Source organism: Klebsiella sp. D5A, assembly GCF_001620885.1.
Taxonomy (GTDB): Bacteria; Pseudomonadota; Gammaproteobacteria; order Enterobacterales; family Enterobacteriaceae; genus Klebsiella; species Klebsiella variicola.
In genome coordinates, this window is record NZ_LOAR01000018.1 from 1 (window position 1) to 25,837 (window position 25,837).

The window sequence follows — 25,837 nt, forward strand, 5'->3', positions numbered from 1 at the left end:
CCAACTGAATAACACATCCCCGTCAATACGGTTCTCGCTGTACGCTTACAATTAAACTACCTTTCTCAACAGCAAAGGCGGGATAACCCTACCTTCGCAGGGTTTCTACGCCTGGTAATATGCCCATGACAGTCTCTAAGACCGCTTAGAGCGAGAAGCGTAAGTGAGAGTTTGTAATGATTACCAGGATGCAGAACTAAAATCGGCCGCTGATAATCAATGAAGAGCAGGTCAGGGTGACCAGCTCCCTTCCGTTTATATATTTCGGGCAGGCGAGCATACGTTTTTACTTAATACTCGTTCACTTTAAGGCTTCGTCTCTGCCGTGATACCAGGTTTCAAAAGCATCAGGGGTCATCGGTTTGGCAAAAAAATAGCCCTGAACTTCATCGCAGCCCAGCCTTCTTAAAATATCAACGGTCCTGGCATCCTCGACGCCTTCGGCCAGAACGATATAGTCGAGCTGCTTGAGGAGTGTGATAACGTTGCGAACAATAATGCGGCTGGCATTGTCGTCAGCAACCTTACTCACAATAGAGCGGTCAAGCTTGATGATGTCCATCGGGATTTGTCGCAGGTAATTAATGTTGCTGTATCCGGAACCAAAATCATCCAGAGATATTTTAAATCCGCGTTGTTTGAGCATGTCCAGGCCGATAAGTGCAGCGGGGCTTTCCAGCATCTTCTCGGTTTCCAGACACTCCACCCCCAGCAGGGCGGGATCCAGACGCGCGTCCAGCATTTTCTGTTCCAGCTCATCGCAGAAATCTGGTCTTGAAAAATCACTGGCAGCCAGATTAATCGACACAGGGAAAGAAAGTCCACGGCTTTGCCAGGCACTCAGTTGCACAATAGTGTGATCGATAACCCATGCTGTGAGTTCACGCATCAGGCTGGTCTTTTCGACCAGAGGAATAAACACACCCGGCAACACTTCGCCATTTTTAGGATGTTGCCATCTAAGCAAAGCTTCGGCTCCGGTTACACGCCCTGTCACCAGTGAGATTTTCGGCTGATAAACCAGATATAAGCCCTGGTTTTCTTGTAGCGCTTGTCTAACTTCAGTAAGAAGGCTGAAATCAGTCTTCTTACGGCTATCCAGTGCGTCATCATAAACTGTAAACTGGCGCCCCTGACTTATCCCTTCATGCAATGCGCTGACTGCACGGCGCAGTATTTCATTCGATGTCAGAGATTTATCGCAAAGCCCGGAGTCACCCATGTGAATATCAAGATCAAGGGGAACTTCAGGGGTAAGCCTGGCCTGGATCCCCTGAAGGCTTTGAGAGATATCTTCTAATGTCCGAGTTTTTTCCTTATGGGTAAAAAAGGCAAATCGTCCAACTGCCACGGCGTAGAGCGGCCCTTCTAAAGGTAGGCGGATCTGCAGCTCTGCGACCATATTACGAAGTAGATTTTCTACGGCAGTCATACCGAGTGAGCGAGCCATTTCGTAGGCTAATGGCATATCAATACAATCAATAATGACGAGCCTGAATACGCCTTCAGTTGAAACCTCTATATCCTTCAGCAGTCGCTGCCGGTTTGGTAATAGCGTGACTATATCGAGGTAGCCGACGGAGTGCCACGAGGCCAGAAAATCCGATATAAGTCCTGCAATCTTTTCAAAAAGATCGAGCTGCTCGTCTGAAAGTTCCCTGGGCTGAGTATCGAGGATACACAAGGTACCTATGGGTACTCCATCCTGGGTTTTAAGTGGGCAGCCTGCATAAAAGCGAATGAATGGAGCCTCTTTCACCGCGTGATAGTCACGAAAGGTAGGGTGCAGATGAGTGTCATGACAAATGAATGTCTTACTCTGCTCCTGGGTCTGTACGCAAAATGCCTCGCTCAGGCTGATTTCAGTGACGGCAACATTTTGGGCTGATTTGATGTATTGCTTTTCTTCATCGAGAACAGAAACAAAGCCCATCGGCATGTTCAGCAATTGGCATATTAGATGAGTATATTTTTTTAACGCATCATCCCGGCCCTTGTCAGGATTTTTCAACAAGTCGATTGCCGCAAGTCTTTTACTTTCATCTCTGCTGAGATCGGTCAACATGGCAAGACATCCTCCGGCGCAATAGGCTTCTGGTTATTCCACACTCAAAGGTAGCATGCATCATTCTTCCAATGGCATATGGTAATACATACGCTGTGACCTGCATAAACTCTCACATTAAAATGTTTCCAGTTGATTGTCTCCCGGAAATGTCGCCCCCGGCCGCCCGGTAATCCATTTGCTGGTTTTGTTTGTGTCAGTAATGTCCGCTCCTGGCACAAAGCAGACGTTAAGACTTACAGCATCGGGAAGCTTCTGGATGCCGCGTCAGCGGCATGGAGGCGCCAGATGAGGCTACATGTGTCTGTGGAGTCAAATGGCGCCGAAAGCCCGGCGTAGCCGGTTACCTGGCTATAAACTCTGCCACCCTACCCCCTGCCCTGATTAGCCTTAACCCGCTAACAGCAATAAAGAAGTAAAAGTAATCCCTTTTAACCCCGGTGAGCGGGCTTTACGGCGTTTACGACGTAAAGGGCGTGATTTCCGGGGCCTAAGCGGCGGCAGCTTGCTGCTGACGCTTAGGGGGATGTTCAAAAAAAATTTCAGCGACATCAGGGAACTTAACACGGTAGCTTGTATCTAACCGTTTGTGGTGATCAGCCACCACTTCTGAAGCAGTGTGAGCCGCTCCCGTTCAGCAAAGAACGTAAAAAAACCGACTAACGGCGGTTTAGCTGTCTGGTCAGGAAGTTGCGCTTGCGAGCCGAGCTGCAAATCCAATGAAGAACATCCCTACCAGCGCGTTTCCGATGGCCGATAACCTCCGGTTTCCTTTCAGACGGCTTAACAGGTAAGAGCCGCAGAAAACGAGGAAGCCGAAATAAACGAGAGTGATGCCTGGCCTCGCTGGGGTCAGTTTGGATATAGAGAATTATTGTACGGTAAGCCTGTGTTTTGAACAGGCTTACCTCTCGCAATGATGTACTCCCGCGCTATACGCCGTTTCCCGTGAATTTTCCTTAATCGGATAACCTAAATGCGATACAGCAAGAGCGGTGACTTAAAAGCGATCGTAGCTGAGGCAAAATCAATCCCTTACGCATCAATATTGGTTAAATAATGCGCTTAACGTACAAAAGTTTCCGATATCCAAACTGACCCCTCGCTGAGCGTGCGTTGCGGATCATCCGCGAATGTTACGCCAACTCTGGCCCGACATTAACCTGCAAGAAGCTTGTTGAGATTCATGATCTTTAGGAAGATCACACCAAAGGCATTGAGGCTCTGCCCCGGATCTCACCTGGCATCATATTTTGCTGAACGGGCATTACACATCAAGAGAAACAATGAGATTATTGACCTGGATGCGCTGGTACCGGGCTGAAACTGAGATGACGAAAAAATTTGAGGTTCCGTCGTAGAACCCCAAACTGGGCCAAAAAAAAATTTAAGTCAGATGTAATCTGTCAGACACCTGTATAAATAACCGGTAACTGTCAGATCAGGCCTGAGCTAATACAGATAAATTCCGTTTGCCAAGCGATCCCTCCTAAGTCCAATCCTGGTAACCGTTTTCGTGAATCCAGACAAGCCCCGCAGGACAAGCATCAGATAAAAACCAATACCCATTAAAAGCGCCACACTCCATCTCTTCAGGCGAATTTGGGAAACTTTCTCTAAATTTAGAGATCTGTTCTTTTATTGTACCAGTCCAGAACACGCCCCCGTTTCCAAACTTTACTTTCCCCTCATACATCAAACGCTCGATAAACCAGAAAAATAACTCTTTCTCTTCATCAAATGACAGCGTTATCTTACCTGATAGGCTAGCTGGGTGAATGTTTTCCCAAATCGTAACCATTGATGCCCCTTCAAGGGCTTCCTTCCTTTTTTCATATTCATCATTCGTAATCATATATAACCCCCTATCTAAACTTGATTTCAAACTTGTTGTCAGAGAGGTTTGAAACTTTATTTATATCTTTATTCCCTATAATATCAATTGTCCATCGAGCTTTAGACTCTTGCGCAATAGTAGAATAATTTCTCAAATTTATAATTTTTCCGTCATACTTAGCGTAGTACACAACACCTTTTGCGTTTCTCACCTCGATAAGAGGTATGCCTCCAGTAAGTGATTGTGCATAAGTATAGATATCTTTCTCATTAAGTGCTTCTGAAGCAAAAACTTTTGTTGTTCCTTTCCTATTACTTCCTCCATCGCTCAACACTTGTGCTATGGACTTGCCAAAAATATTAATATTACCATCTGGTTGTGATTTATCGAAGAGTTTAACTAACTGGCTAGTATTAACTTTCTGAATATCACGTACATAATCTGCTGTTTTCGTTGACAAACCGGTACCTGCAGCCGTTTCGCCTTTAATAAAATCAGCAACAGGCTGAATATTTAGTGTTTTTGTTATATTCAGTTCATCGTAGGCCTTCACTAACTGCTGTGAAAGCTTCTTCAAGTTGTCTTCAGTTTTACCCAGAATCAATGTGCTGCCGGTCGTTACAGCGCCTGTAGGCTATGTTTACCTCATGATTGCACAATGTTTAATCAGGGGCATATCCAGGGGAAGTCCCTTCCATTCGGTAAGCCTGCTTGTTGAACAGACTTACCTATAGCAATAGGGTGTACTCCCGCGCTATACGGCATTTTCTGGGGTTTTGACCTTAATCGGATAACCTAAATACGATAACCGCTGACGCAAAATCAATCGGTTACGAATTGTAGTTGGTTAAATAATGCGCTTAACATACAAAAATTTCAGATCTCCAAACTGACCCCTATTATCGAGTTCGGTGACCGCCTGAGCGATCACCTTTAATACATTGGCAGTTACACAGAATTACTGACAGGCTCCTGAGATAATACACCTAAGTCCAATCCTGATAGCCGTTTTCGTGAATCCAGACAATACCCGCTGGGCAGTTTTCACTTAAAAACCAAAATCCTTCAAATGCATCACAATCCATATCATCCTCAGTTTTGGGAAATGCCATTTCAAAAGCTTCGATCTGTTTGTCGATGCTTCCTGAGAGGAACTTTCCATGGCGAGCAAGTTTGATCTCACCATCCTCCAGCAAACGCCTAATAAACCAGATATAAAGCGATTTTTCTTCTTTATAAGTTAGCTTATAGACGCCATCAACACTTTCGGGGTCGATATTTTTCCATAGCATGGTAGTAGAAGCTCCTCGAAGAAACTCTTTCCTTTCCTGGTATTGTTTTTCGGTTAAATACGTCACCTTACATCCTCTCCTATCTAAATTTTACTTCAAATCTGTTTAATGATGTTTTGGAGGCAGCTTTAATATCGGGATTACCAATGATATCAATTGTCCACCTTGCTCCTGTTTTCTCTGCGGAAGCTGAAAACTCTCGAAGATTGATTGTTTGATTATCGTTTATTTTTGCATACATCAGCCTACCGTCTGGAAGAATCTGCTCTTTAAATGGTATTCCACCAGTTAGAGATGTAGCAAAGCTAATAATTTCATTCTCAGTTAATTTTTCTGAAGCAAAAACTTTAGTTTTACCTCTGGTATCACTCCCTCCAGGCCCCAAAACTTGTTGTAATGACTTCCCAAAAACATTTAATTCAGCGTTAGGGTTTTGTTTGTTAAAAATACTTACTAGTTTGGCAGTGTTATCTTTTTGCAGGCTTTTGACATAATCTGCCGTTTTCGTTGACAAACCGGTACCTGCAACCGTTTCGCCTTTAATAAATCCGGCAACAGGCTGAATATTTAGTGTTTTTGTTATATTCAGTTCATCGTAGGCCTTCACCAACTGCTGTGAAAGCTTTTTCAGGCTGTCTTCGGTTTTACCCAGAATCAATGTGCTGCCGGTCGTTACAGCGCCTGTACCAATGATGGCCTCTGGTGCCACAATATCTGCCGCATAAATACCCGCCTGATTCAGGCAGAGCGCAGGATTTGTTTTACAACCGGCGATAACCAGTCTTGCTGCCAGAACCAGCTCGGGTGCCGCACCAACCAGAGTCATGCCACCTGCGGTCAGCGCCATACCTCCACCGCTGGCAGCAGCCACGATAATCGCCGCTTCCCGCCGGGCCTGAACGCGTTTAGCTGCTTCCTTATCCCCTTTATCTGCCGCCAGAATATCCCGCTGATTATCCAGGGCATACTGTTGCAACATATGCTCCGTCATATTGTAACGGTAAACATTTTGCGCGCTGTCCGCACCGCTGTATGCGCCTTCGGGCGTATGCGTGGTCAGCGCGCCGGTCAACGCGCCAATCACGCGGGCCGTTTGCTCTTTTGCCTCATTACCGTTTAGCGCTTCCTGCAGACGTTGCAACTGGCGCTCTTGCTCATTCAGATTAGCGGGTTCGAACAGCGTGATCTGCATCACGACGCCGGCCAGTTCCGCCGCCAGGGCGCCAGCGGCCGCGCCTTTACCATCACCCCGCCCGATTTCCGCGCTGATGCCAGCAAGGACCGCATGGCTGACCGATTTTCCGGCCACGCCTAACACTTCACCGTTGTCCCCAATCAGCCCTGCGCCTTCGGCCTGAACCTGATTACCAATATTTGATAACAGCGCATTGACCAGATTGTCCTTAAAGCTGCCGCCATTGATGCCGGTGTTCAGGCTGGAGCTGATAACCGACTGCCCGGCCACACGCTGGACAACCTTGCTCCACCCCTCATCCTTTGTCAGAGCCGGCAGACGCGCCTTGTCCGGCGACACACTGACGTTCATCACCTCATCGAATCCGGCCAGCGTCCCGCCTATAGCCATGGAGGTGGCCAGCGATTTGACCGAACTGCTGCTTCCCAGTGCAGACAGGGTTTTTGACAGATTACCCTGGTTTTCAACCAGCGCAACCGCCGCCTGGGAAACCAGGGATGTCATACCCGCATAGGCTGAGCCATACACTGCCGCGGAAGCCGTTGCACCCGTGACGCCGGTTGCTGTGATCGCGCCGCTTCCAGCCAAAGCAGCGAGCCCCGTTCCGGCAGTCACTGCAGCAGCCGCTATCGCAATCACCGCGGCGACAGCCGGATTCAGGCTCTGGCTTTTATAGTTCCAGCTGTCGTAGGCATCCTTGACCACGTTCCACTGTACATCATTGCGGGTGTTCAACCCATTTAGCCATTCGGTACCCGGCTGAACGCCGAGTGCGGTAATGGCTCCCTGCAGCGCCTGACCATTTTTGGTTTTAACATCAGCACTGATGCCGCTTGCCGCATCTACCGTCAGCTTACCGCCGGCGTAAACGGAAGGCAGGACCCATTTCCCTTCGCTGTAGCCCTTATTTGCCTGTTTAATATAAAAGCCTTTCGAGGTGCTGACGGTCTGCTCGAAGGTCGTATTCTTTACTGCCAGGAAATTGACTTTTCCGTTGGTACTGGTCAGCGTCGCATTTTTCCCCGCCTCGATTTTACTGGCTTCATAGGTACTGTCATCGCGACTCAGCAGGTTAAGATTGCCTCCGGCAGTAAACTCCGTCACCCGATTGGTGGTCGTATGCTTTGTCTGCTTAACCGTGGTTTTCTGTCCCCACCATTTCCGTTTGGTGGTTTGTTTCTCATAATGGCTGGACTCTTCCATCGCCTGCGCATAGAGCCAGCCACCTTTCGCCGCCACGTCCATCGTGCCTTTCGCCAGCAGGCGCGATGCCTGGAACAGGATACTGCCGCCAGAAATCACCGTCAGGGCACCGCCCGCATTCAGCGTCACTCCGGTCTGGCTGACGGTTTCCGTCCAGCTGTTACCAGATTCACGATAAACGGTTCCCCGCGCGGACTGAAATTGCATATTTCCGCCGGAGGTCAGCGTGATATTGCCATCCGATGTCAGGGTACTGCCGTTAGCCTGAATACCGCCGTTTGCCGCCAGAGTGATGCCCTTCACGCCCTGAAGACGGGTCAGGACATTCAACTCATCCCGGTTGTTGTCATTGCCGCTGTCCGTCACGCCATAGCCGTAGGCTCCCAGCCAGATAAGTCTCCCTGCCTGGAGGGTCGCCGTTTTCCCGGCCGAAATATCCGCTCCCTGTAGGCCGATATCCGCCGCTGAACTGATCAGCAGGTTACCTCCGGCTTTCAGATGGCTGCGTAACTCGGGTATCCGGTTGTCCGGGAAAAAATCGCTGTAACGGTCGCTGAAACTCCGCATATTCAGGTCCGTATTTGCGGCTGACGTAAGACTGATATTGCCCCCGGCATCAAGACTTGCGCCATTGAGGTTCAGGTGCTTGCCGCTGAGCGTAATATCCCCGGAAGCACGCAGCGGCTCTCCGGGCAGCATCCGGTTAAACAGTTCCTGTTTGCGGGCCTGGGTCAGGACGACGCCTGGCTGTTCATGGCCCAGCATCGCTTCATTTTTATCCAGGGTGATATCACCATTCGCAACCAGAGAAATATTCTGACTCTGAACCGGAAAGCGCGTATTTCTCAGCAGAATATTCCCACCCGCAGAAATTGACAGATCACGACTGGCTTCAATGCTCCCTAGCCAACGCACACCATCTGCATGGAAATAGTTCGGTTGTTCACTGGTATGCGAGTTCACGTCGCCATTGCGGCTGACGAGAGTGATATTCTGTCCCTTAAGTTCACTCTGCCAGGACTCCACCGCGCCACCCGCCACTACGGAGAGATCCTTCCCGGCCGTCAATAGTGCCAGTGCGACCTTGATACCTTTTTCTGACTGAAGGGTGATATCTCCCGCGGCTTTCATCACATCGGTGGTGATAATTTGCCCTGCATGCAAGAAAATGTTTTTCGCCGTAATGGTATCCGGGCGCGACATCACTCCGGAATACTGCACACTGGTATCATAGGGTTCATTACTTTCGATACGATCAGAAAAGTCAGCCACAAAATTTCCACCAGCAATGACTTTACTGGCTAAATGACTTTGCGGGCTCCAGCTATATCCTTTTTCACCACTATCAAGATAGCTCATCGGAGGATAAGGCCAGCCCAGCTGATCATATTGCTTATAGGCTTCAGTATCCGGAATGAATTTATTGAATCGTTCTTTGATCCCTACAGGATAGCTACTGGAAACAAACGTTTTCCCTGTCAGGATGATGTCGCCCTTGGCTTTAAGGATACTGGCATCGTTCAGTAACAAATCAGCATTAATGAAGCTGTTTTTACCCGAGTCAATAACTGCCTCAGGCGTACTCATTTTAACAAAGGTACGAGTACGTTCATCTGGTATCCATCGATCGATATTTCGGGTGACGTATGTGCATTCTTCAACCGAATCGCAGGGTAACATCCATTTTTCCCGCTTCGCATAATCCTCCTGATAAAGGTCTTGTCGGTTTTTTATATCACCATTTTTATGCGCATTAAAAAGTACGCCATAAATTCTCATGCCTTCATTATCTACTGCTTCAGACTGAGTCACTATGGTTAAAACATCGCGCACATTGCTGAGTTTATTGGTTCGTATCACCAGGTCGCCGCTATTCGTCTGGATCCTGGCAGAACGGTTCTCCACCAGAGTCGCTTTGTTGCCCAGGGCATCCTTCTGTATCCACAGATTGTTGTTGCTGTGCAGCGCCGCCCCCTCGCCGGTGTTACGCACCGTGGAGGCAAACACCCGCATATCCCCGTGGGCGGTGGTATTGCTGCGGTTGTCCACGGTAGTGGCCGCCAGCGTCATATCGCGCTCTGCCCGCACACTGCTGCCGGCGGGCGTGACGATGTCCCGGCCACTGACGTTCAGGTCTGCCTGTGCTGTAACATTGCTGAGGGTGATTTTCCCGGCCGTCGTCAGGGAAATATCCCGCTGGGTTGAGGTCACGCTATTCAGGTTGACCCCGACGCCGTCCTCAGTGGCGACAAGGCGGATTTTTCCGGCGTACATGCCGCCCAACGCCTTCGTATCGACAGCAAGCTGAGGCTTTGCGCCCTCACCGGTAATGGGTTTTACCGTGCCATCCTTAAAGCTGACCTGGTTCGCCCCCTGGGTCAGGGTAAGCGTTTTTGCGTTAATTTTTCCGTTCAGCTCGGTTGCCCGGCTGATAATATCAACATACTCCGCGCCGTTTCCGTCAAGGCCGTTGCTGCCGATAATCACCGAGCCTTTCTTAACGGCTAATGCATCCAGAGCCCCTTGTTTATCAAACTGCGGCCTGCCGGTGGTCAGGGTAACCGAAGGCGTATTGATAAACCCGCATCCGTCACAGGTGATACCGTTCGGGTTGGCTATCATTACGCCAGCTTTATTGCCAAAAACTTCCAGCTTGCCTTTTAACTCCGAACGATTGCCGCTGGTCACCTCGTTGATGATAAGTTCGGCCGGTTTGCCTTTTAAGCTGGCGTTACCGTTGTCAATGGTGACGCCCAGCTGGGTTTTTCCGCCCTGCGTCGCGTTATTTAACACGGCGCCGGGGGTCCCTGTGTTGAAATCCTGATAAGTGTTATGTGAAATGCCGGCGGCGTTGGGCGTGGCAATATTCACCACCGGTACATTGCCGGGCTTCATGACAACCTGGGTATTCCCGTTGGCCGCAACGATCCCGGCGGCAATCGCGGGATGTAAAGGCTGAACGGCGGTAAGATAGATCAACAGCCAGCTGGCGCCCCGGGCCAGCGGATGGGCAAGCTTATCCATATCTGAACATCCTTTATTCTGGAGCCACAGGGCCCCTGCTGTGTGCCGGCAGTTAAAGTGAAACGGTGGCCTGCCAGTAAACCACCTGTTTATCCGGGTTCAGTCGGTCGGGATACGACAGCGGGATGCCAAAGGTCAGAGACTGGCTGAGCCAGCGGCCGGCCAGCTCCAGTCCGAGGGAGGTTCCCGTTAGCGTTCCACCCTCGGTTATCCTTTTCTGGTTCACCACGTGCCCGGCATCCAGTGCGACCGTTGCTGACAGTGTTCCCACTTCAGGAACGGTCATCCATTGCCATGTCAGTTCATTGCGCCAGTAGCCGCCGCGGTTGCCGCTGAGATACTGTTCTTTAAATCCTCTGACCGAGTATTGCCCGCCAGCGGATAGCTGCTCGCTGGCATAAAGGCGATCGGGCGTGGTTTGTCCGTATGCGGACGTCAGCCAGTAGAGAGAGGGGGTCAGAGGATAAAACCAGCTTGCACTTGCGCTGAAACGACGAAATTCGCTGCGGGGCAGGTCCGGGTGAGCTGGGTCATCCCGTGTTGCACCGGCGAGAGAGACGCCCTGAGAAAGGGACGGGCCAAAGGTGAGGTAGCCTCCGCCGGTACTCCGGCTGTAGCTCAGTCCGGCGGTCACACTGCTGAGGGTCGGGCTGCTGACGTCAAGGCGTACGCCGCCCAGCCGGTTTTCGGTTTCCCGGCGGGACAGGGCCATATCCAGCGCCAGACGTTGCTTACCGTCCCGCAGTAATGTCCGGCTGGCCGCCAGTCGTTGTGACTGCACGGTGCCTTCATAGCGCCAGCGCAGCGGGGACTCACCGACGGAAAGCGTCTGATAAAAATCAGACCACGCATACTGCGCGCTGAACAACCAGTATCCGTAAGGAACCGAAACGCCCCCCTGCATACTGCGGCTGCGTCTGTCATGGTGATACTCACTGTCCCTTCCTGCCGCCAGTGTCCACTGGTCTGCCAGACCCAGTAGATTGTCTGCCGTCAGACGGGCATTCATCTGCCCGCTGCCGGTGCTTTTCTGACCACTGTTATCTGCGCCCACATCCAGACTGACGGGAAAACGCTGACTGACCGGTACCAGCTCTACCCGGGAAAATCCCTCCCGGCTCCCCGGCAGAATATCAACGGTCAGTGACCGGGAGTTCAGACGGTTGAGCTGTTCCAGCCCCTGTTCAGTGTCGCGGAGATTCAGTATTTGTCCTTCCGCCCGGGGAAAGACCATTCTGAGGGCATTTTCCTGATGACCATCCAGCGTGAGGGTTTCCACCTTCCCTTCCGTGACGGCAATGACCAGGGTGCCTCCGGAAATATCCTGTTCCGGCAACCAGGCGCGTGAGGTGATAAATCCCCGGGAAAGGTAATCCTGGGTGACATCCCGGACCCGCTGCCGGATATCCTGGAGGGTCATACATCCTTCCGCCGGTAGCCTTATCAGTTTACGTTGTGCAGATAGCGGGAGAGCCGTGACGTTCTCCAGTTGGATATACCGGAGTTCAAAGCACGGCCCGGCCGCTTCAGGAGGGGGAGTTTCCGGCAGTGAGGGGGCGGGAGTGGAATAGCGGAGCATGTCGCGCTGCTGTTGCGTCTGCTCCAGTAAAGCCTTCTGTTGCTGCTCAATAGCATTCTGGTCAGCAGGGCTCAGTGTGGCTGCCGACAGGCCTGCGGATATCATACCAGCCAGCAGAAGCCCAAACCTGGCAGAGGATAAACACGACATCAAAAACTCCGTTTTCTGAAATGTTGTGAAATTTAATGTAATTGTTTGTAATTAAATATCCATTAAAATATCACAATTTAATGAGAACTATTGTCATTTCTCGTAGCGCAGGGATGCCGCCAGGCGGCATAAAAGGCGGTGCACCGGATGAAAATAGGCCTCAGAAGTCAGTCCGCCGAAGCCCGGCGTAGCCGGCTACGATTTGACAGGTTCTGCCAATCCTTATCCCCGCCCTGATAAGCCATACCCACTGATAACGCATCAGGAGCTGCTGTACGCGGTCGGAGTGGTCCCGGCAAGGCGATAGCCGCAGTCGGGGCGTATCTCCGCGTTAGCGGGCCGCAGGGCCGCTTACGAGCGTGTACCAGACAACTGACCGCAGCTCCACCCACAGCGATGAAGAAGAGTAGTTACAACACCCATCATTAAAAGCGACACTACTCCCGGCCTTCGGCCGGGGGAGGCGGCGCTTTTCAGTGGTGGGGAGGGGCTCCTGGCCGGCAAACCGGCGCCGGTTTAATGATGGATTTCCTTTTGAATGCTGTAACTAATTTAATTTTCCGGCGGGGGCCCGTCGCGAAGCGATGGGAGCTCTCTCTGATGTTGCCGAACCGGCGCGACCGTCAGGTCGCTGCAAGGGCGGACATTATCCTGAGCCTGTCAACAGGGCAGGCGATGAACAGGTTATGGGTTTACAGGATTTATTAAAGGATCTTTAAAAGAGATACAGAGCTGATGTTTAAAAGGAACCACGCGCCCTGAAAGTCAGACGGCTGGCGCTTTGTGAAAACACCGATTGGCGCTATATGAAATACTCCCTTGCAGTTATATGTGGATAACAGAAATCGGCCGTCAAAAGTGACGCCGGCGATAACATTTAAGGCCACGTTGACGCGAGGAAGACCGGAATTATGGTGAGGAAAGGAGGCCTGAAGATAAGATAATACGTAGTAGCCGGACAACAGGCGTGCGAAAGCCTCCGGCGCCGGCCGGATTTTTTAAGGAAGGAATGTTATAGGGGGACAGTGGCCAGTCGCGTGTAGTTGTTCCCGCGCGACAGCAGCATGCGCTCCTGCACACGGCGCTCAACCTCACGCTTCAGCGCTTCATGATCGCCCCTGAAGCGGCCGGTGGCGTATTCCCGGGTCAGTTGCTGACGCACGCGCGTCTCGATGTCATGACGCTGCCGTGATGCATCCCGCCGTGCAGTATCCCGCTTCCGGCCGTGAGATTTACGCTCAGCCTGATAGCTGCGAAAACGCTCACGCACAAACCGCCACGCTTTAGCGATCAGTTCGTCCATATCCAGCGGTTTCAGTTTCTGCTTTTTGCGCTGCAGGTTTTCCCACTCCACACGGCTGCGGCGCGCGGCCACCACAGCCACCTCAGAAACGTCAAGCGCGGAAAACAGAGCCGGGGTGAAGGTGATATCGGTCGGGATGTTACAGCCGATCTGCGGGTCATATTCCGTCTGATAGGTGATGAGCCCCAGCTCCGCCAGAAACTTCAGCGCCCGGGTGGCACGGCTGACTGACAGGTTGCCGCTCCTGGACTCGGTGGCCAGTCCACACTCGATGGCCATATTGGTAATCGAGCGCTGCACGCGATTGGCCAGCGGATCATAGTGAAAACACATTGCCTGCAGTAGCGCGTCAATTGCACGCCGGCGCAACAGTGGCGGCATCCTGTGCCGCTTACCCAGCGAACGCAAAAACGCCACATGAATGGAAAAATCAAAACGGGACGTGAAGCCTTCGGCTTTCGCCATCAGCTTACGGCAGAACGGCAGTGTTTTTTTGCCTTCACGCGCCATAAAACGTGGCTCAGCATTTTTCACTTGCACGTAATGAAACGATTTTTGGGGATTCTGTTCTGTCACCGCTTCCTGCGCTTATGTTGCACAGAAGGAGTAAAGCACAGAAACTGATCTTGAAGTTTTCTGAGCATGTACATATACTCCCTGCATAGAGCAACACGTTCTATGCAGTTTATGAAGGCCCCGTTAATCTTTTCGCTCCGCCAAGAATGAAGAAGATTATCGGGGTTTTTGCTTTTTGATTCCGGGGTCAAACCTCAGCAGAACCAGTTCCCTGCCACATTACGGCGTGGCCAGCCAAGAATATCTAAACGATCAGTAATCTAGCACCCATAGCAGGTATGATCAAGAATGTGACGTCGTTACGTCAATTCCTAGTTTCGCAGATTCCCTTTCAATCAGCCTCTCAATCATTTCTGCTTGAGTAATTCCTTCATTCTCACACATGATTTGAAGCTGGTTTTTAAGCTTATCCCGCACAAATACTCTCACCTCTTTGTGCGTCGCTTTTTTTCGGGCAACAGCTTTCTGCTGACGTTCAGCCGCAGAAACAGGATTGCCCTTTCTATAGGGACGTTTAGATGAGGAAGTAACTCCGTTAACGACCTGTGACATCTCTGCCTCCTCAAGCATATAACTGAATACTTGAACAAAGATACTACACGTCGCTACATGCAGCGAGAGTTACGTTATTTTTTGTTATATAACCAGCCCTTGTTGGCGCAACGAGCAGGTTATTGAGCGAGGGGGTTAATACGAGGAACTCCAGTCTTTTCCCGTCTCCCAACGAGTTTGCCAGTGCTGCAGATAGCGTTGAGCAACGACTGGATCATCCCATACGACAAGCACGTTCTCTGAATTGCCCCGATCGGCGGAGCGGGTGAAGTTAAAGGACCCCACTTCAACATTACGGCCGTCGGCAATGATGACTTTGTCGTGCATGATTTTGTACTGCGACACTGTGCGAACCGGGATGCCGGTATTGACCAGAAGATTCATGGCCGCCAGGCTCGCCTGGTTTTGCTTGCCGGTATTGGCTTTCCAGTCCAGAACCACTTTCACATCGACACCACGCCGCTTTGCCCTGACAAGCGCACCGGCGACTTCAGGTGAGGTAAAGGAATACCCCATCAGCCGGATTTCCTGCTGCGCAGAATCAATAGTCTTCAGGACCAGCTGCAGAGCCGTTCCTTCCGGAGAATATCCCGTCTCGATGCTGGCGGCATACACGGCCGGAAGAGGTGCACACAAAGCCAGGCTGATAAGCCCCGGCAGACAACATTTGCGGAGTGTACGGTTAATTTTTTTCACAGTATTTCCTTAACGGGTGTTTTAAGAAACGCCGGGAGCGGGGGAAACTGGCTTTTCCCCGCTCCCGGGTTGGACAACGACGCCATGCGGAGGCGTCAGGATTTTGTGGTATGCCTAAACCAGTAGCAGACGGGTCCATCGCCGGTATCGTGGACAGAGCCCAGAAACCAGCTATCATCATCCGGCGGTTCCGGTATCCAGCCACGGGCATCCGGGGCTTCATCCGTAAATCCGGCAGCGAAAGCTTCTGGCGCTTCATCGCGCATTGTCATCACAAAGCACTGAAGTTTATTGGTTCTGAGCCAGTAGCTTAATTCTGCGGAAGTTTCACAGCCACTTCGTGCCAGCGCAGGATGTGTCCAGTACCCCTGTTCATCACGTTTCACTTCGGCGGCGATAATCATTTTTCTTACTCCTGTTCATTTTTATTTGATAATTAACACTCAATAAGAATGCCTGTGCATTTCATAAATCACGCGTCGTGATGCAATGAAAATATTGAAATCAGTTAAATACTGAAAGTGGATGATTTAAATTGAAAGTTGAGCACTTATAAGCGTCACATTCCCCCGGGACGAGGCAGTCCCGAATCGGCCATTCAGTGTACCGAACGGCTTGTCATTCTTCGCGTCTGCCCATACCCGGGCAACACACACGCCTCAGCCACAACGCCTTTCACCCTTTTACCTCTCTTTCGTTTGAATATATTTTTCTGACTGTGAGACAATAATAAACACAAAAGACCTTTCCGGACGGGAGTAATACCAGAACGGACGCAGTCACATATAATAACCACACCATACAGAGTTAATGTTTTTAAGATAATGTGGGATCTGTCAGGTCGTGGATATTTACAACCTGACAGCCTATATTTATTCCGTTATAAATCTTTCCAGTCAGGTAATTTATTCACCTTTCGCCGCCACAGATGAAACAGTGCCATCGTCAGGCCAAATAACACGCCCGCGATAAGACTGATTTTGCAAGCGAACAGGGGGGGCATCCCCTGGGCCCGCCACACCATCCAGTACATCCACAGTCCGTATCCGACGGAGAAAGAGCCTGTCATCACGCCAAAAACCTGCCAGAGCGGAGCAAACGGCAGCGGGGGAATGTTTATCCCCAGCCGCCACAACAGTCGTATCAGAAGCGGTGCATAATTGCTTTTCCACATCTTACGGCTGGCCATTATCGCCAGCGCCTTTTGTTTCCGCGCTTCAAAATCCATTTCCTCACCTCTGTTGTATTCAGTCAGCAGACTGGCTCCGCATACGCTCAGTTCGCAGTAGTTCTTTCATCATGCGCTCACTGGCGTACTGCGCTTCCTCTGCAGTGACGGTCGCGACGGCGTTCCCCTGCAGATCATAGCGGGAGGCCCCCTCCTTCATCCGGGACAGGTAGCCCGCAGACCGGGTCAGACTCTTCAGGCATTTAATCACCTGTTTATGCGACAGCGGCAGGTCGCGGTTCACAATGTCGGCAAACAGCTGTTCGCGCATTCCTGTTGCCAGCAGGCGGGGGGAGTTTCCGTCGAACAGCTGTGGCCAGAACGCCTTGAGGGTCATGATGGCCTGTTCCGGCGGCAACAGGCGAAGATAACGCACCGGAGGTGGCGTCTTTTCCGCTTTAACTGGTACCGGCGCAGCGTTGCGCGCGGCGGCTTCGGCCGCTTGTTTAAGCTTCTCAAGTTTCTCTTTTTTTGCCTTCCAGGCCGGCGGGGACGAGACCACCACGACCTTCTTTCGGCGCACCACACCTGGAGCAGGGGTTGCCTCTGCGGGGGCCGTACTGTTCTCCGCCGGTTTTCGTTTCAGGCTCAGTACAGGGCGTTTTTCTTCTGCCATAACAATTGCCTATCGTTCAGCTAATAAGAGCTACTATACCTGAACGACATCGTCCTTTCCTGTTCCTGCGTTCACATTGAGACGACAATACCCAGTACCGCCAGGTGCACGGCATAGAACATCACGAAGAACTGCCGCGGCCAGAAGCGTTTCACACGTTCTCCGGCAGATGAGCACACCATCAGCGTCAGCAGCGCTATCGCCAGCCCGGCCACTGATTCACTCACGTCATTCATATTCATCAGCAACACCATGAGGGCCCACAGCACCCCGTATCCCAGCCGTTCCTGTGCATGCTGTGCGCGACAAAGCAGCCAGCTGGCGGTGAGCATGCCCACTCCGGCCATGCCGTAGCTGCCGGTTGACAGGGGTATCCAGGCGACCAGCAGTCCAGCCGCCGGGAGGGTGTAAAACCAGGACGGCTGGCTGACCCACCGCAGGACCTGGCCCGTGATGGCAAAGGCAAACAGAATATTCCCGGTATACCACGGGTACCCGATGAGCATAAACGACACCTGGGCAACCAGCGCCCAGACCCACAGGCTGTTGAGCTGCGACTGGCGTATTTCCGCGTGCCGGGCCAGATTCATTCCCCATGCCAGACCGAACAGCGGAAAACAGCCCCGTCCCAGAAGCCGCATTATCTCGTTATTGTGTACCAGCAGTAACCCGGCATGGTCGGTGACCATCAGGACCAGGGCCACCGTTTTAATCATATCCGTCTGACCCGGTGTCCAGGTCAGTAATGCCTGCAGCCAACGGTCAGCGGCTCTGAAACCCATTGTGTGTGCTGTCATATCTGTATCCTTCTCTCTTTTTTCCGCACCCCGGCAGGGCCTCCGGTGTTAACCGGAGCCCCTGCCGGGGCAGACAAGCCGCAGGCGCGTCAGTCGCCCCCGAGGGTTTTCTCGCGGTTCAGGTCACGAACCATGTCCCGCTCAACAGCCTGCAGACGCTCACGCTGCAGAGTTTCTGAGGCCACCTGCTGAATCGCCGCCTCCTGGCGCCGGAACTGAGGATCATCCGGTAGCGTCGTTTTCTCCGTGCCCGGCCGGTCACGCTCCAGTCCGCGGATGACGTCCCCGATAACCTCTTTCACCCGGTCCACCGGCTCGCCGGCTTTACGCGCCTCCCCGGCCACTTCCCGGGCAGTCAGTTCCGCCTGTTTTTCCATTTCGCGGCGCTGCTGTTCTTCTGCTGCCCGCTGCGCCAGAACCTCTGGCGGGAGGATAATGTCAGCCCCGGCCTGCGGTACCGGAGCCACCGGCGCCGGTTCAGCCCATACCCGCCCGCCGGTCATGGCCCCGGGGTTCCAGGGACGGTCATCACCGGCCAGCCGCACCACCACCCCGGTATCGGGATTGTCGCGGGCCATTCTGACCCCCTCTCCCATATTCCCGGCCAGCAGGCTTTCACCATTGCGGCTGTTCTGCAGCGCCACGAACCGGGCGTCTTCATTGCCCATAATCCTTCCCTCTCCGCCGATAGCCTCCAGCCGTCCGTCCCGATCGGTCAGCGGGCTGAGCCAGATACCGGCGGCTTTCCCGTTCTTATCGAATGCCGGCAGCGCCACATGCGGCTGAGGGTACTTTTTCCCCGGAGAAATGAATTTTCCCGGTGAACTTCCCTGTGCCAGGCCGGACTGCTGCAGGGCTGCCCGGCCAGCGGCGGTTTCATCCAGTGGCCTTGCCCGCCCGAACAGCAGATCGGCGGTTTTCACCGCCCGGTCGTTACGGGGTTCAAGAATATCGTGCGCAGTCGCTTTCTCAGGTGAATGCTGGATGGCCTTTATCCAGCCCTCACGCCTGTCGGTATAGACCTGCACATGCTGTTTCATGCGGGACAATCCCACGTAAGCAGACTCGAAGCTGGCCATTAGTTTTCGCGCCCCCACCATACCCTCCAGCGCGATGGCATACGGTTCGCTGGCCCCCTGGGCGCCGTGAGCCGTGATAGCGTAGGCGAGGTCGATATGCTGCTGTGCTTCATCCGCCTTCGGAGTCAGCGTGCGGGTGGTTTTGCCATCAGACAGCGTGACACTGTCACCCGAAACAGACTGCACCTCCCAGACGCTGTTGGCCACATAACCGCGTTCCGGGTCACTCTTGCTGAAACGCATTCTGTCCCCCTGAGACACGGTGATCTCTTCCTGGCGATAAAGCGTCACACCTTCAGCAGAGGCTTCACGGGGAGAGATATATCGCTCCTTTCCTTCACTGTCAGTCAGGGTGATCAGCTGATTATCCTTATCCACATTGTCGATACGGTGGTATACGTTATCAACCAGCGCCACCGCCCCCTTGTGAGCTGTCCAGGTCGACAGTTTGCGCAGTTCACCGTCACGGATGTTGCTCGTGACCAGCACCGGCAGGGTGACTTCCTCCCTGCCAGTTTCCCCGTTCTCCCGCCTCGCTTCATGAATCAGACCGTTCAGTGCCCGCCGGTCATTATTCAGATGGGTTATAATCAGCGTCTGCAACTGTGCCTCCGGGGTCCGTCCGGTATAGTCCTTCACCAGTGCCTCGTAGAGCGTCGCGGGCTGGCCTGCCGGCAGGCTTTCCCCCTTGCTCAGCGCCTTACGTATCTCCTCTTCCTGCGTCGGCGTGAATTCCACCACTGAACTGCCCGGCACCCAGGCGCCTTCTTTCCTCGGTACTCGCTCCGGCGTGACCTGCTCGATGGTGGCCAGAGCACGATCTATATCCCGGTCAATCAGGCTGTAGACCGCTGGTCTCAGCTCAGGCACCTGGCGCACAATCTCTTTCATGATGGCAACGTCGGCGGCGCTGCGTTGCTGCATCAGCCTGAACGGCTGGCCCGGGGAAATGGACTGCAGCTGGTCGGTATCTCCGCTGAGCACTGAGCGACCTCCCCCGGCCGCAATCAGGCTCAGGGCTTTCGCCGTGTCTGACAACCCCACCATCGAACTCTCGTCGAGCAGGAACAGGGTGTTGCTGAAATCGGGTGTCTGGCCATTGCGCTGCAGCAGCTGCGTGTCGTGGAGGAACGACGCCGTCGTGCGCGCGTCCACGCCGGCACTCTGCATTTCCCCGACCGCGCGATGCGTCGGCGCCAGACCGATGACGCGCGGACGGGTCTCTCCCGGCAGCAGACTGATGGCACTCATGACTGCCCGGAACTGGGTGGTTTTCCCCACCCCGGCATACCCCTGAACCACCGTGAACCGGTCCGTGCTTTCCAGAATCATCCGGGTCGCCGCCCGCTGTCCGGCGGTCAGGTCCGTCATCAGACTGGCCGGCACGCGGTCCATCAGGGGGGCCACCGCGTCTTTGCCTTCCAGTACCCGGGTCAGGATGCTTTTCTCGGCATCCCAGGTCTGACGGGATATCAGCAGGTCGTTACCGTGGCCCGGGGAGACACCGACATTCAGCAACTGTCCGGACTTGATTTGTTTCTTAATGGTCATCTCAATAGACCACATCGGGACCTTATCACCCCCGGTTTCCAGTGCCGTCGCCAGCAGCTGGGGGCGGGTGAAGGTCAGGTCCTGGCTCTCTAGCAGCGGGATGGACAGGTGAATGGCCTGTTCTGCCGGGGTATGCAGTCCGGCCTTCTGCTGCGCAATGGCCGCATCCAGGTCCGTCTCTCCGGATCGGGTCTTCAGCTGCTCTGAGACCACGCTGAAGGCGGTATGCCGCGACAGCTTCTCAGTCGTGCGCGCAGCATCCTGCGCCGAGTACAGCCGGAGATGACTTCCGCTCTGCGCCAGCTGGTTGAGGGTGGCGTTATCCAGCTCACGCTGCGTCACCGACGCAAAGACCGTTGCCGTCTCGCTAACCGACAGGCCGGGACTTTCCACCCAGCCGTGGCCGATTTTAATACCGTTAAACACGCCCGCGCCCACGGCCAGGGTCTGCGTGGTTTTCTGCCCCGGCCGCTGTACCGTCAGCTGCCCGTCCTCCACTTTCATCACCGTGATGCTTTCCCCGCCCTTCAGGCGTGTGTCCGGTATCTTCCCGAGCACCGCCAGACGTTCCCCCTCTGCCACCGGCAGTGTCTCTGCCCGGAACAGCGTCCACTGGCTGTCGACCGCGGAAACCTTCAGATCCAGACGGCCCCCTTCCCGGTCTTTCAGGGTCAGCATATTGCTGCTCGCGGTCACCCGGTCAATAACAAAGCGATCGTGCGCCCGGGTCTCCGGATCCCAGCGTTCCATCACCATCCCCTCCCGGTAATAATCCCGCACGCCCCGGCTTTTGCTGTCCAGCCACACCGGCGTCAGGGCTGTAATGGTCGTGTCTTTCTCACCCAGCACCCCCTCCTGTCTGAGGGAGTCACGGATAAGGCCGTTGAGTACACTCTGTTCACGGGTCCCGCTGATTTGGGCCACGCTTTCCTGCCCTTCACGCACGCTGACGGCAAACTCCTGTGCCAGCCGGCTGTAGCGTGCTCCTTTATCCGGTTCACTGATGATGTCGGCAGTGGTCTGATGGCCACCCTGCCAGCGATACGTATTCACGCCGCTGTCCTTCAGCACCGTCAGCGCGCTGCCGGTCCCGCTGCGCTTCCCGCTGTCGGAGAGCAGGACCTGCACGTTATGGCGCATCGCGCCATCGAGCAGGGAAATCGTTTCCTTCAGGCTCAGCTTCTCCGCCTGATCCACGATGAGTGTTCCGCCTGGAATAAACGCCGTCCCGTCCTGCAGGGCGGATTTACCGGTCACCGTTTCCCCGGCCAGACGCACATCACCGGCGAGAAAATCACGTGAGCGGTTATCGGCCGCCAGGATATGGACGTCACGCTCCTGCTCCCGGGCCATCAGGGTTAACTCGGCCACCCGCTCCCGCTGGCCGGTTGCACCGCCCTGACCGGAAACGATACCCATTACCGGGCGATCCTGCGCCAGCACGCTGACGGCATCGCTGAAAGGGACCTGGCGCACCACAGACGCATCAGGCGTGACTGAGACATGATTCTGGCGCTGCACCTCCTGACTCAGGGCTTTGACGGCGAGTTCATCGAGAACGTGGATGTTTGAGGTGAACAGGCCTTTCTCGCGATCGAGAGGAATAAGCTGCTCCCGTTCAATGGCGGCATCGATGCCCTTTCTCGCCAGCTCAAACACACCGTCCTTCGCCTCCAGCTGGCCGACCGTGCGTGCCAGCAGGTCGGCATACGTGAACTGCACCTTGCGGTCGCTGAGTCCGGTAATCGCTTTCGTCACCACATCCGTGATATCCGGACCGTCAGTGTTCACCGGCGCGGCAGGTGCACGGGCCAGCTCTGCGGCTCGCGCATCGGCGGCCTCACGGTACCCCCGGATGTCAAATCCGGTCTCCTTCAGCGTGTTCATCCACTCCACCATCTTCTCTGCCGGATCGATGGCTTCTTTCGACTTGCGGGTATCGAGCGCGGCCACATCCCGGGACTTCAGGGATGCATCGGGCCCTGCGGCCTCCCTGACCTCCTGAGACCGGGTGGAGAACGGTTCCACAGGGACCCCTTTCATCTCCCACATCCCGTGTTTGCCCACAACTTCCGTCTCATAGCCAAGCTTCTCAACCAGGGGTTTGAACGCCTCCCGGTAAAGCTTCCCGAACGCTATCTGGTTCGCGTACACGCTCTCGATAAAACCTGTTTTACCGATCTTATCTGTGCCGAGAGACTGCCATTTGTCCCCGTTCTGCGTGGCGTTAATGACGACGGCATGGGTGTGTATCTGAGGTTCCTGGTTACGGTTCGTGTCGTGGTTGAATTTCGCCACAATCAGATTTCCGGTCAGCACCGTTTCGCTTTTACCGTCCGTCATGACCCGGGTCGCGGCCAGCGTCTCCAGTTGCCGCACCGCTTCGGTTACCGCCTGGTTGTGGGCATCGATAAGGCGCTTATCGCCGCCCAGCATCGCCATGACCGACACGCTTTTGGGGGCCGAGAAGGTCAGGTCATAACCGGGCCGGTGCTTGTTGGCGCCGTCCTGTATCCGGGTCAGGTCGCTGCCATCCGGCAGCTTCCCTTTCAGCAGTTCCGTAAACAGCGCCTTATCCACGGCTTTCCCGTCGATCCCCAGCGCTTCAGCCCCCTTACCCTGCCAGCGTTCGTCCATGCTCCCTATGACGTAGTAATTATCCTTATCCGTATAGTAATTACCGGCACTGCCCGCCGATTTAACGGAGCCAATCGACATCATCAGAAGTTCCCCCCAATCTCGACATCACCCTGCTCATCGTGGCGGTGGCTGTGGTTGATATTGACTTCCTCACGCCGCTGCATATCCCGCAGTGTCTGCTCATCTGCCAGCCAGGCGTCATACGCCTGCATGTCCTCGATGACACCGTCCTCGTTCATGCCGGCCGGCAGCATGTCCTGTCCCTGTTCCGCGGACTGCTGCGCCAGCTCCTGTTCTGTCCCGCCTGCAGCTGCTGCAGGGATACCGGCAGAGGACGCTGTTGAGGCAGCAGCGGCCGCTGCGGCTGCTTTTGGTTTGATCAACGGTACGGTGGTGACCCGCAGGACGGGCGGCTCCGTTGCTCTGACGGAAGGTTCCGCTGCCGGCATCTTCGTTGTCGGCGGCGCTTTTACCGGTGCCGGAGATACTGTCATGTCTGCTGGCGCAGGCTGGCTGACCGGCTCAGGCTGTTCTCCGGAGTGACTGTCTGTATCAGCCGGCCCCGATGCCGGCGCATCCGGCGTGAAAAGTGCCCTGGCAAGACTCCCTTCAGCTTCCCGCTCTTCAAGCAGCGCACTGAGCCGGGCGTCTACACGCGTATCGAGTCGGCGCGGAATAAATCCCTCGGCAATTTTCGGACGCGGCTTATATTTGAGGGCCAGCTTCACGGCCGGATACGGTCCGGGCAGCGTGACGTAACAGGACAGGTCCGGCAGCGTCTGAATATCGGAGTAACTGACCAGGGTTTCCCGCTCTTTTTCTTTTCCGGTCGACACACCATCACGCACCGGGTCCGCACCGTAGGAATACTGCTCGCTGGCTTTGAGAATTTCCTTCTCGCCAATTTCACCGGCAGCAAACTCCGCAATCTCCTTACTCGGGGAGCGGAAAAAGGCCCGGGTGTTCATCACGTCAAAGAGCGTGGCGGCAGGCTTGACGCCATAGATGTCTTCCAGCTGGGCATAGGACTGAATACCGAACACATAACAGCCACCAAATTTACGCGCCTCAGGGAGGATTTCGACCAGGTCCGGCAGCTTGTGCAGCGTGGGGAGCTCGTCAGCGAAGATCCACACGCGCCGGTTACGGTTCTCCCCCATAGCCAGCAGGCCGCGGATAGCAATCGACAGCCACATCGAGATAACCGGCTTCAGGGAAGCATGGGTGTCAGCGTTGGACGAGATAAACAGCCAGCCATTGGGTCGGTCCTCACGGACACCGCGCATCCAGTCCCGGATAGTGAATGGCTCGCCGTTCTTCTCAATGCCCTGCAGGTAGCGAATAGCCTTGACGTAGTTGGTCAGCACGGCACGAATGGAGATGGCCGTTTTCTCAATTTTCTCTTCAACCAGGTTCGCTGCCGGCGTGTTCTGCAGATAGGCGCGCAGCTTGTCGATTTTAATGGACAGCATGGTATCAACCAGCTTCTCGTAGCTCCGATCGTCGTCTTTGCGCATCAGAAACGCGCCTTCGGCAAAGATAGTGCGACCGGAGCCCTGCCAGAACGGGTCTTCTTTGGTACCCATCGGGATAAGGGTGTTGGAGATGTTGTCGAAGTCCGGCAGTGTCAGGCACTCTTTCCACAAATCCCAGGCCGCGCAGCGCGAGTCCAGCGGGTTGAGGATTTTATCCAGTGACGGGTCGTAATAGCTTTTGACGAACTCACAGGAGCGATCGTAAATGATGGCCATATCGCCCCGGGCACGAACATAATTCAGTAGCCGGCGGATTACTTCTGATTTACCGGAACCCACGGTACCGTGGAGGCAGAAGTTCTGGATTTCGGAGTTTTTAAGAATAGGCAGGTCGCCAATTTTAATATCGGAGGCCATACCATCACGCTTCATCTGACGGGCCACTTCCTTGGGCTTATCGGAAAGCTGGCGCCCGCCGGTATTCTCATCCTCACTCTGCTGTTTCCCCTGGCGGCCCAGCACCCAGCTGGCGATGAAGAACGTCACGATACAGATGACAAGAGAAACCACGGCAGCAAAGACGAAACCGGTCCACAGCTGCTCTCCGCACCAGATAGTATATTTATCGGCCAGGATTTGTTCTGAGGTATATTCCAGAGACTGGCCGTAATACTGAATGGTGTATACCGGCTGGGAACGAATAATATCGCGCATCGGACCCAGCGTCGTACACCACCAGTATACGCAGCCGTTCACAAAGGTTTGCCAGCTAAGCCTATACATCAGCATCAGCCCGCACAGCACCCAGAATAAAATAAACAGCACGTAGAAAATAATATTGGCAATCTGACCAAACATGCGAAAGCGCATATTGGCGATCTGACCGCCCTGCGTCATATCTTTGGCATTGAAACTCATGGCACTAATCCGTCAGTAAATTATTAGGGTCGAAAGGACAAATCAATCAGCGAAAACAGAC

General features: G+C 53.9%; 15 protein-coding genes and 1 pseudogene. 1 reads left to right on the forward strand and 15 read right to left on the reverse strand.

Going from position 1 to position 25,837, the window contains the following annotated elements; translation table 11 throughout:
- Positions 1-301: 301 nt before the first annotated feature.
- From AS136_RS21940 to repA, 7 genes are all read right to left on the reverse strand, one after another.
- Positions 302-2,065, reverse strand: coding sequence for a sensor domain-containing phosphodiesterase (locus AS136_RS21940; protein WP_055323492.1), 1,764 nt, complete (start codon positions 2,063-2,065; stop codon positions 302-304).
- A 1,489-nt stretch (positions 2,066-3,554) separates the two neighbouring features.
- Positions 3,555-3,920, reverse strand: a complete 366-nt coding sequence (locus AS136_RS21945) for a DUF596 domain-containing protein (RefSeq protein WP_040107964.1) — start codon at positions 3,918-3,920, stop codon at positions 3,555-3,557.
- Positions 3,921-3,930: 10 nt separating this feature from the next.
- Entirely contained in the window at positions 3,931-4,479 is a 549-nt protein-coding gene (locus tag AS136_RS29080) for a DUF769 domain-containing protein (protein WP_228140426.1), read from the reverse strand.
- A 409-nt stretch (positions 4,480-4,888) separates the two neighbouring features.
- Positions 4,889-5,194 carry a DUF596 domain-containing protein gene (locus tag AS136_RS21955; protein WP_049011000.1) on the reverse strand — a complete coding sequence of 102 codons (306 nt, stop codon included), beginning with the start codon at positions 5,192-5,194 and terminating at the stop codon, positions 4,889-4,891.
- 79 nt (positions 5,195-5,273) lie between these two features.
- On the reverse strand, positions 5,274-10,616 hold the full coding sequence (locus AS136_RS21960; protein WP_063266991.1) for a DUF637 domain-containing protein: 5,343 nt from the start codon (positions 10,614-10,616) through the stop codon (positions 5,274-5,276).
- A 52-nt stretch (positions 10,617-10,668) separates the two neighbouring features.
- Positions 10,669-12,345: a ShlB/FhaC/HecB family hemolysin secretion/activation protein gene (locus tag AS136_RS21965; RefSeq protein ID WP_063266992.1), complete on the reverse strand. Its 1,677-nt coding sequence runs from the start codon at positions 12,343-12,345 to the stop codon at positions 10,669-10,671.
- 1,012 nt (positions 12,346-13,357) lie between these two features.
- Positions 13,358-14,158 (reverse strand): incFII family plasmid replication initiator RepA, encoded by an 801-nt coding sequence (gene repA, locus AS136_RS21975; RefSeq protein WP_309143451.1) that lies wholly within the window; start codon positions 14,156-14,158, stop codon positions 13,358-13,360.
- A 212-nt stretch (positions 14,159-14,370) separates the two neighbouring features.
- Between repA and AS136_RS29395 the strand changes: the two are divergent.
- A pseudogene (locus AS136_RS29395) lies at positions 14,371-14,488 on the forward strand (replication protein RepA).
- Between the two features lie 18 nt (positions 14,489-14,506).
- On the opposite strand, the gene AS136_RS21980 reads toward AS136_RS29395, so the two are convergent.
- The 8 genes from AS136_RS21980 to traD form a co-directional block, all read right to left on the reverse strand.
- A complete protein-coding gene (locus AS136_RS21980) occupies positions 14,507-14,776 on the reverse strand; it encodes a replication regulatory protein RepA (RefSeq protein WP_025712715.1) in 270 nt (89 codons plus the stop codon).
- A 135-nt stretch (positions 14,777-14,911) separates the two neighbouring features.
- Positions 14,912-15,463, reverse strand: a complete 552-nt coding sequence (locus AS136_RS21985) for a phospholipase D family nuclease (RefSeq protein ID WP_063267016.1) — start codon at positions 15,461-15,463, stop codon at positions 14,912-14,914.
- 104 nt (positions 15,464-15,567) lie between these two features.
- Positions 15,568-15,876 (reverse strand): hypothetical protein, encoded by a 309-nt coding sequence (locus AS136_RS21990; RefSeq protein WP_063266994.1) that lies wholly within the window; start codon positions 15,874-15,876, stop codon positions 15,568-15,570.
- 476 nt (positions 15,877-16,352) lie between these two features.
- Positions 16,353-16,700 carry a DUF6404 family protein gene (locus tag AS136_RS21995; RefSeq protein ID WP_040088254.1) on the reverse strand — a complete coding sequence of 116 codons (348 nt, stop codon included), beginning with the start codon at positions 16,698-16,700 and terminating at the stop codon, positions 16,353-16,355.
- Between the two features lie 19 nt (positions 16,701-16,719).
- Complete coding sequence (locus AS136_RS22000; RefSeq protein ID WP_063266995.1) at positions 16,720-17,316, reverse strand: fertility inhibition protein FinO; 597 nt, start codon at positions 17,314-17,316, stop codon at positions 16,720-16,722.
- Between the two features lie 71 nt (positions 17,317-17,387).
- Positions 17,388-18,113: a type-F conjugative transfer system pilin acetylase TraX gene (traX, locus tag AS136_RS22005; RefSeq protein ID WP_063266996.1), complete on the reverse strand. Its 726-nt coding sequence runs from the start codon at positions 18,111-18,113 to the stop codon at positions 17,388-17,390.
- Between the two features lie 89 nt (positions 18,114-18,202).
- Positions 18,203-23,464 (reverse strand): conjugative transfer relaxase/helicase TraI, encoded by a 5,262-nt coding sequence (gene traI, locus AS136_RS22010; protein ID WP_063266997.1) that lies wholly within the window; start codon positions 23,462-23,464, stop codon positions 18,203-18,205.
- Positions 23,464-25,776: a type IV conjugative transfer system coupling protein TraD gene (traD, locus tag AS136_RS22015; RefSeq protein WP_063266998.1), complete on the reverse strand. Its 2,313-nt coding sequence runs from the start codon at positions 25,774-25,776 to the stop codon at positions 23,464-23,466. Before traD ends, traI begins: the two co-directional genes overlap by 1 nt.
- Between the last annotated feature and the right edge of the window lie 61 nt (positions 25,777-25,837).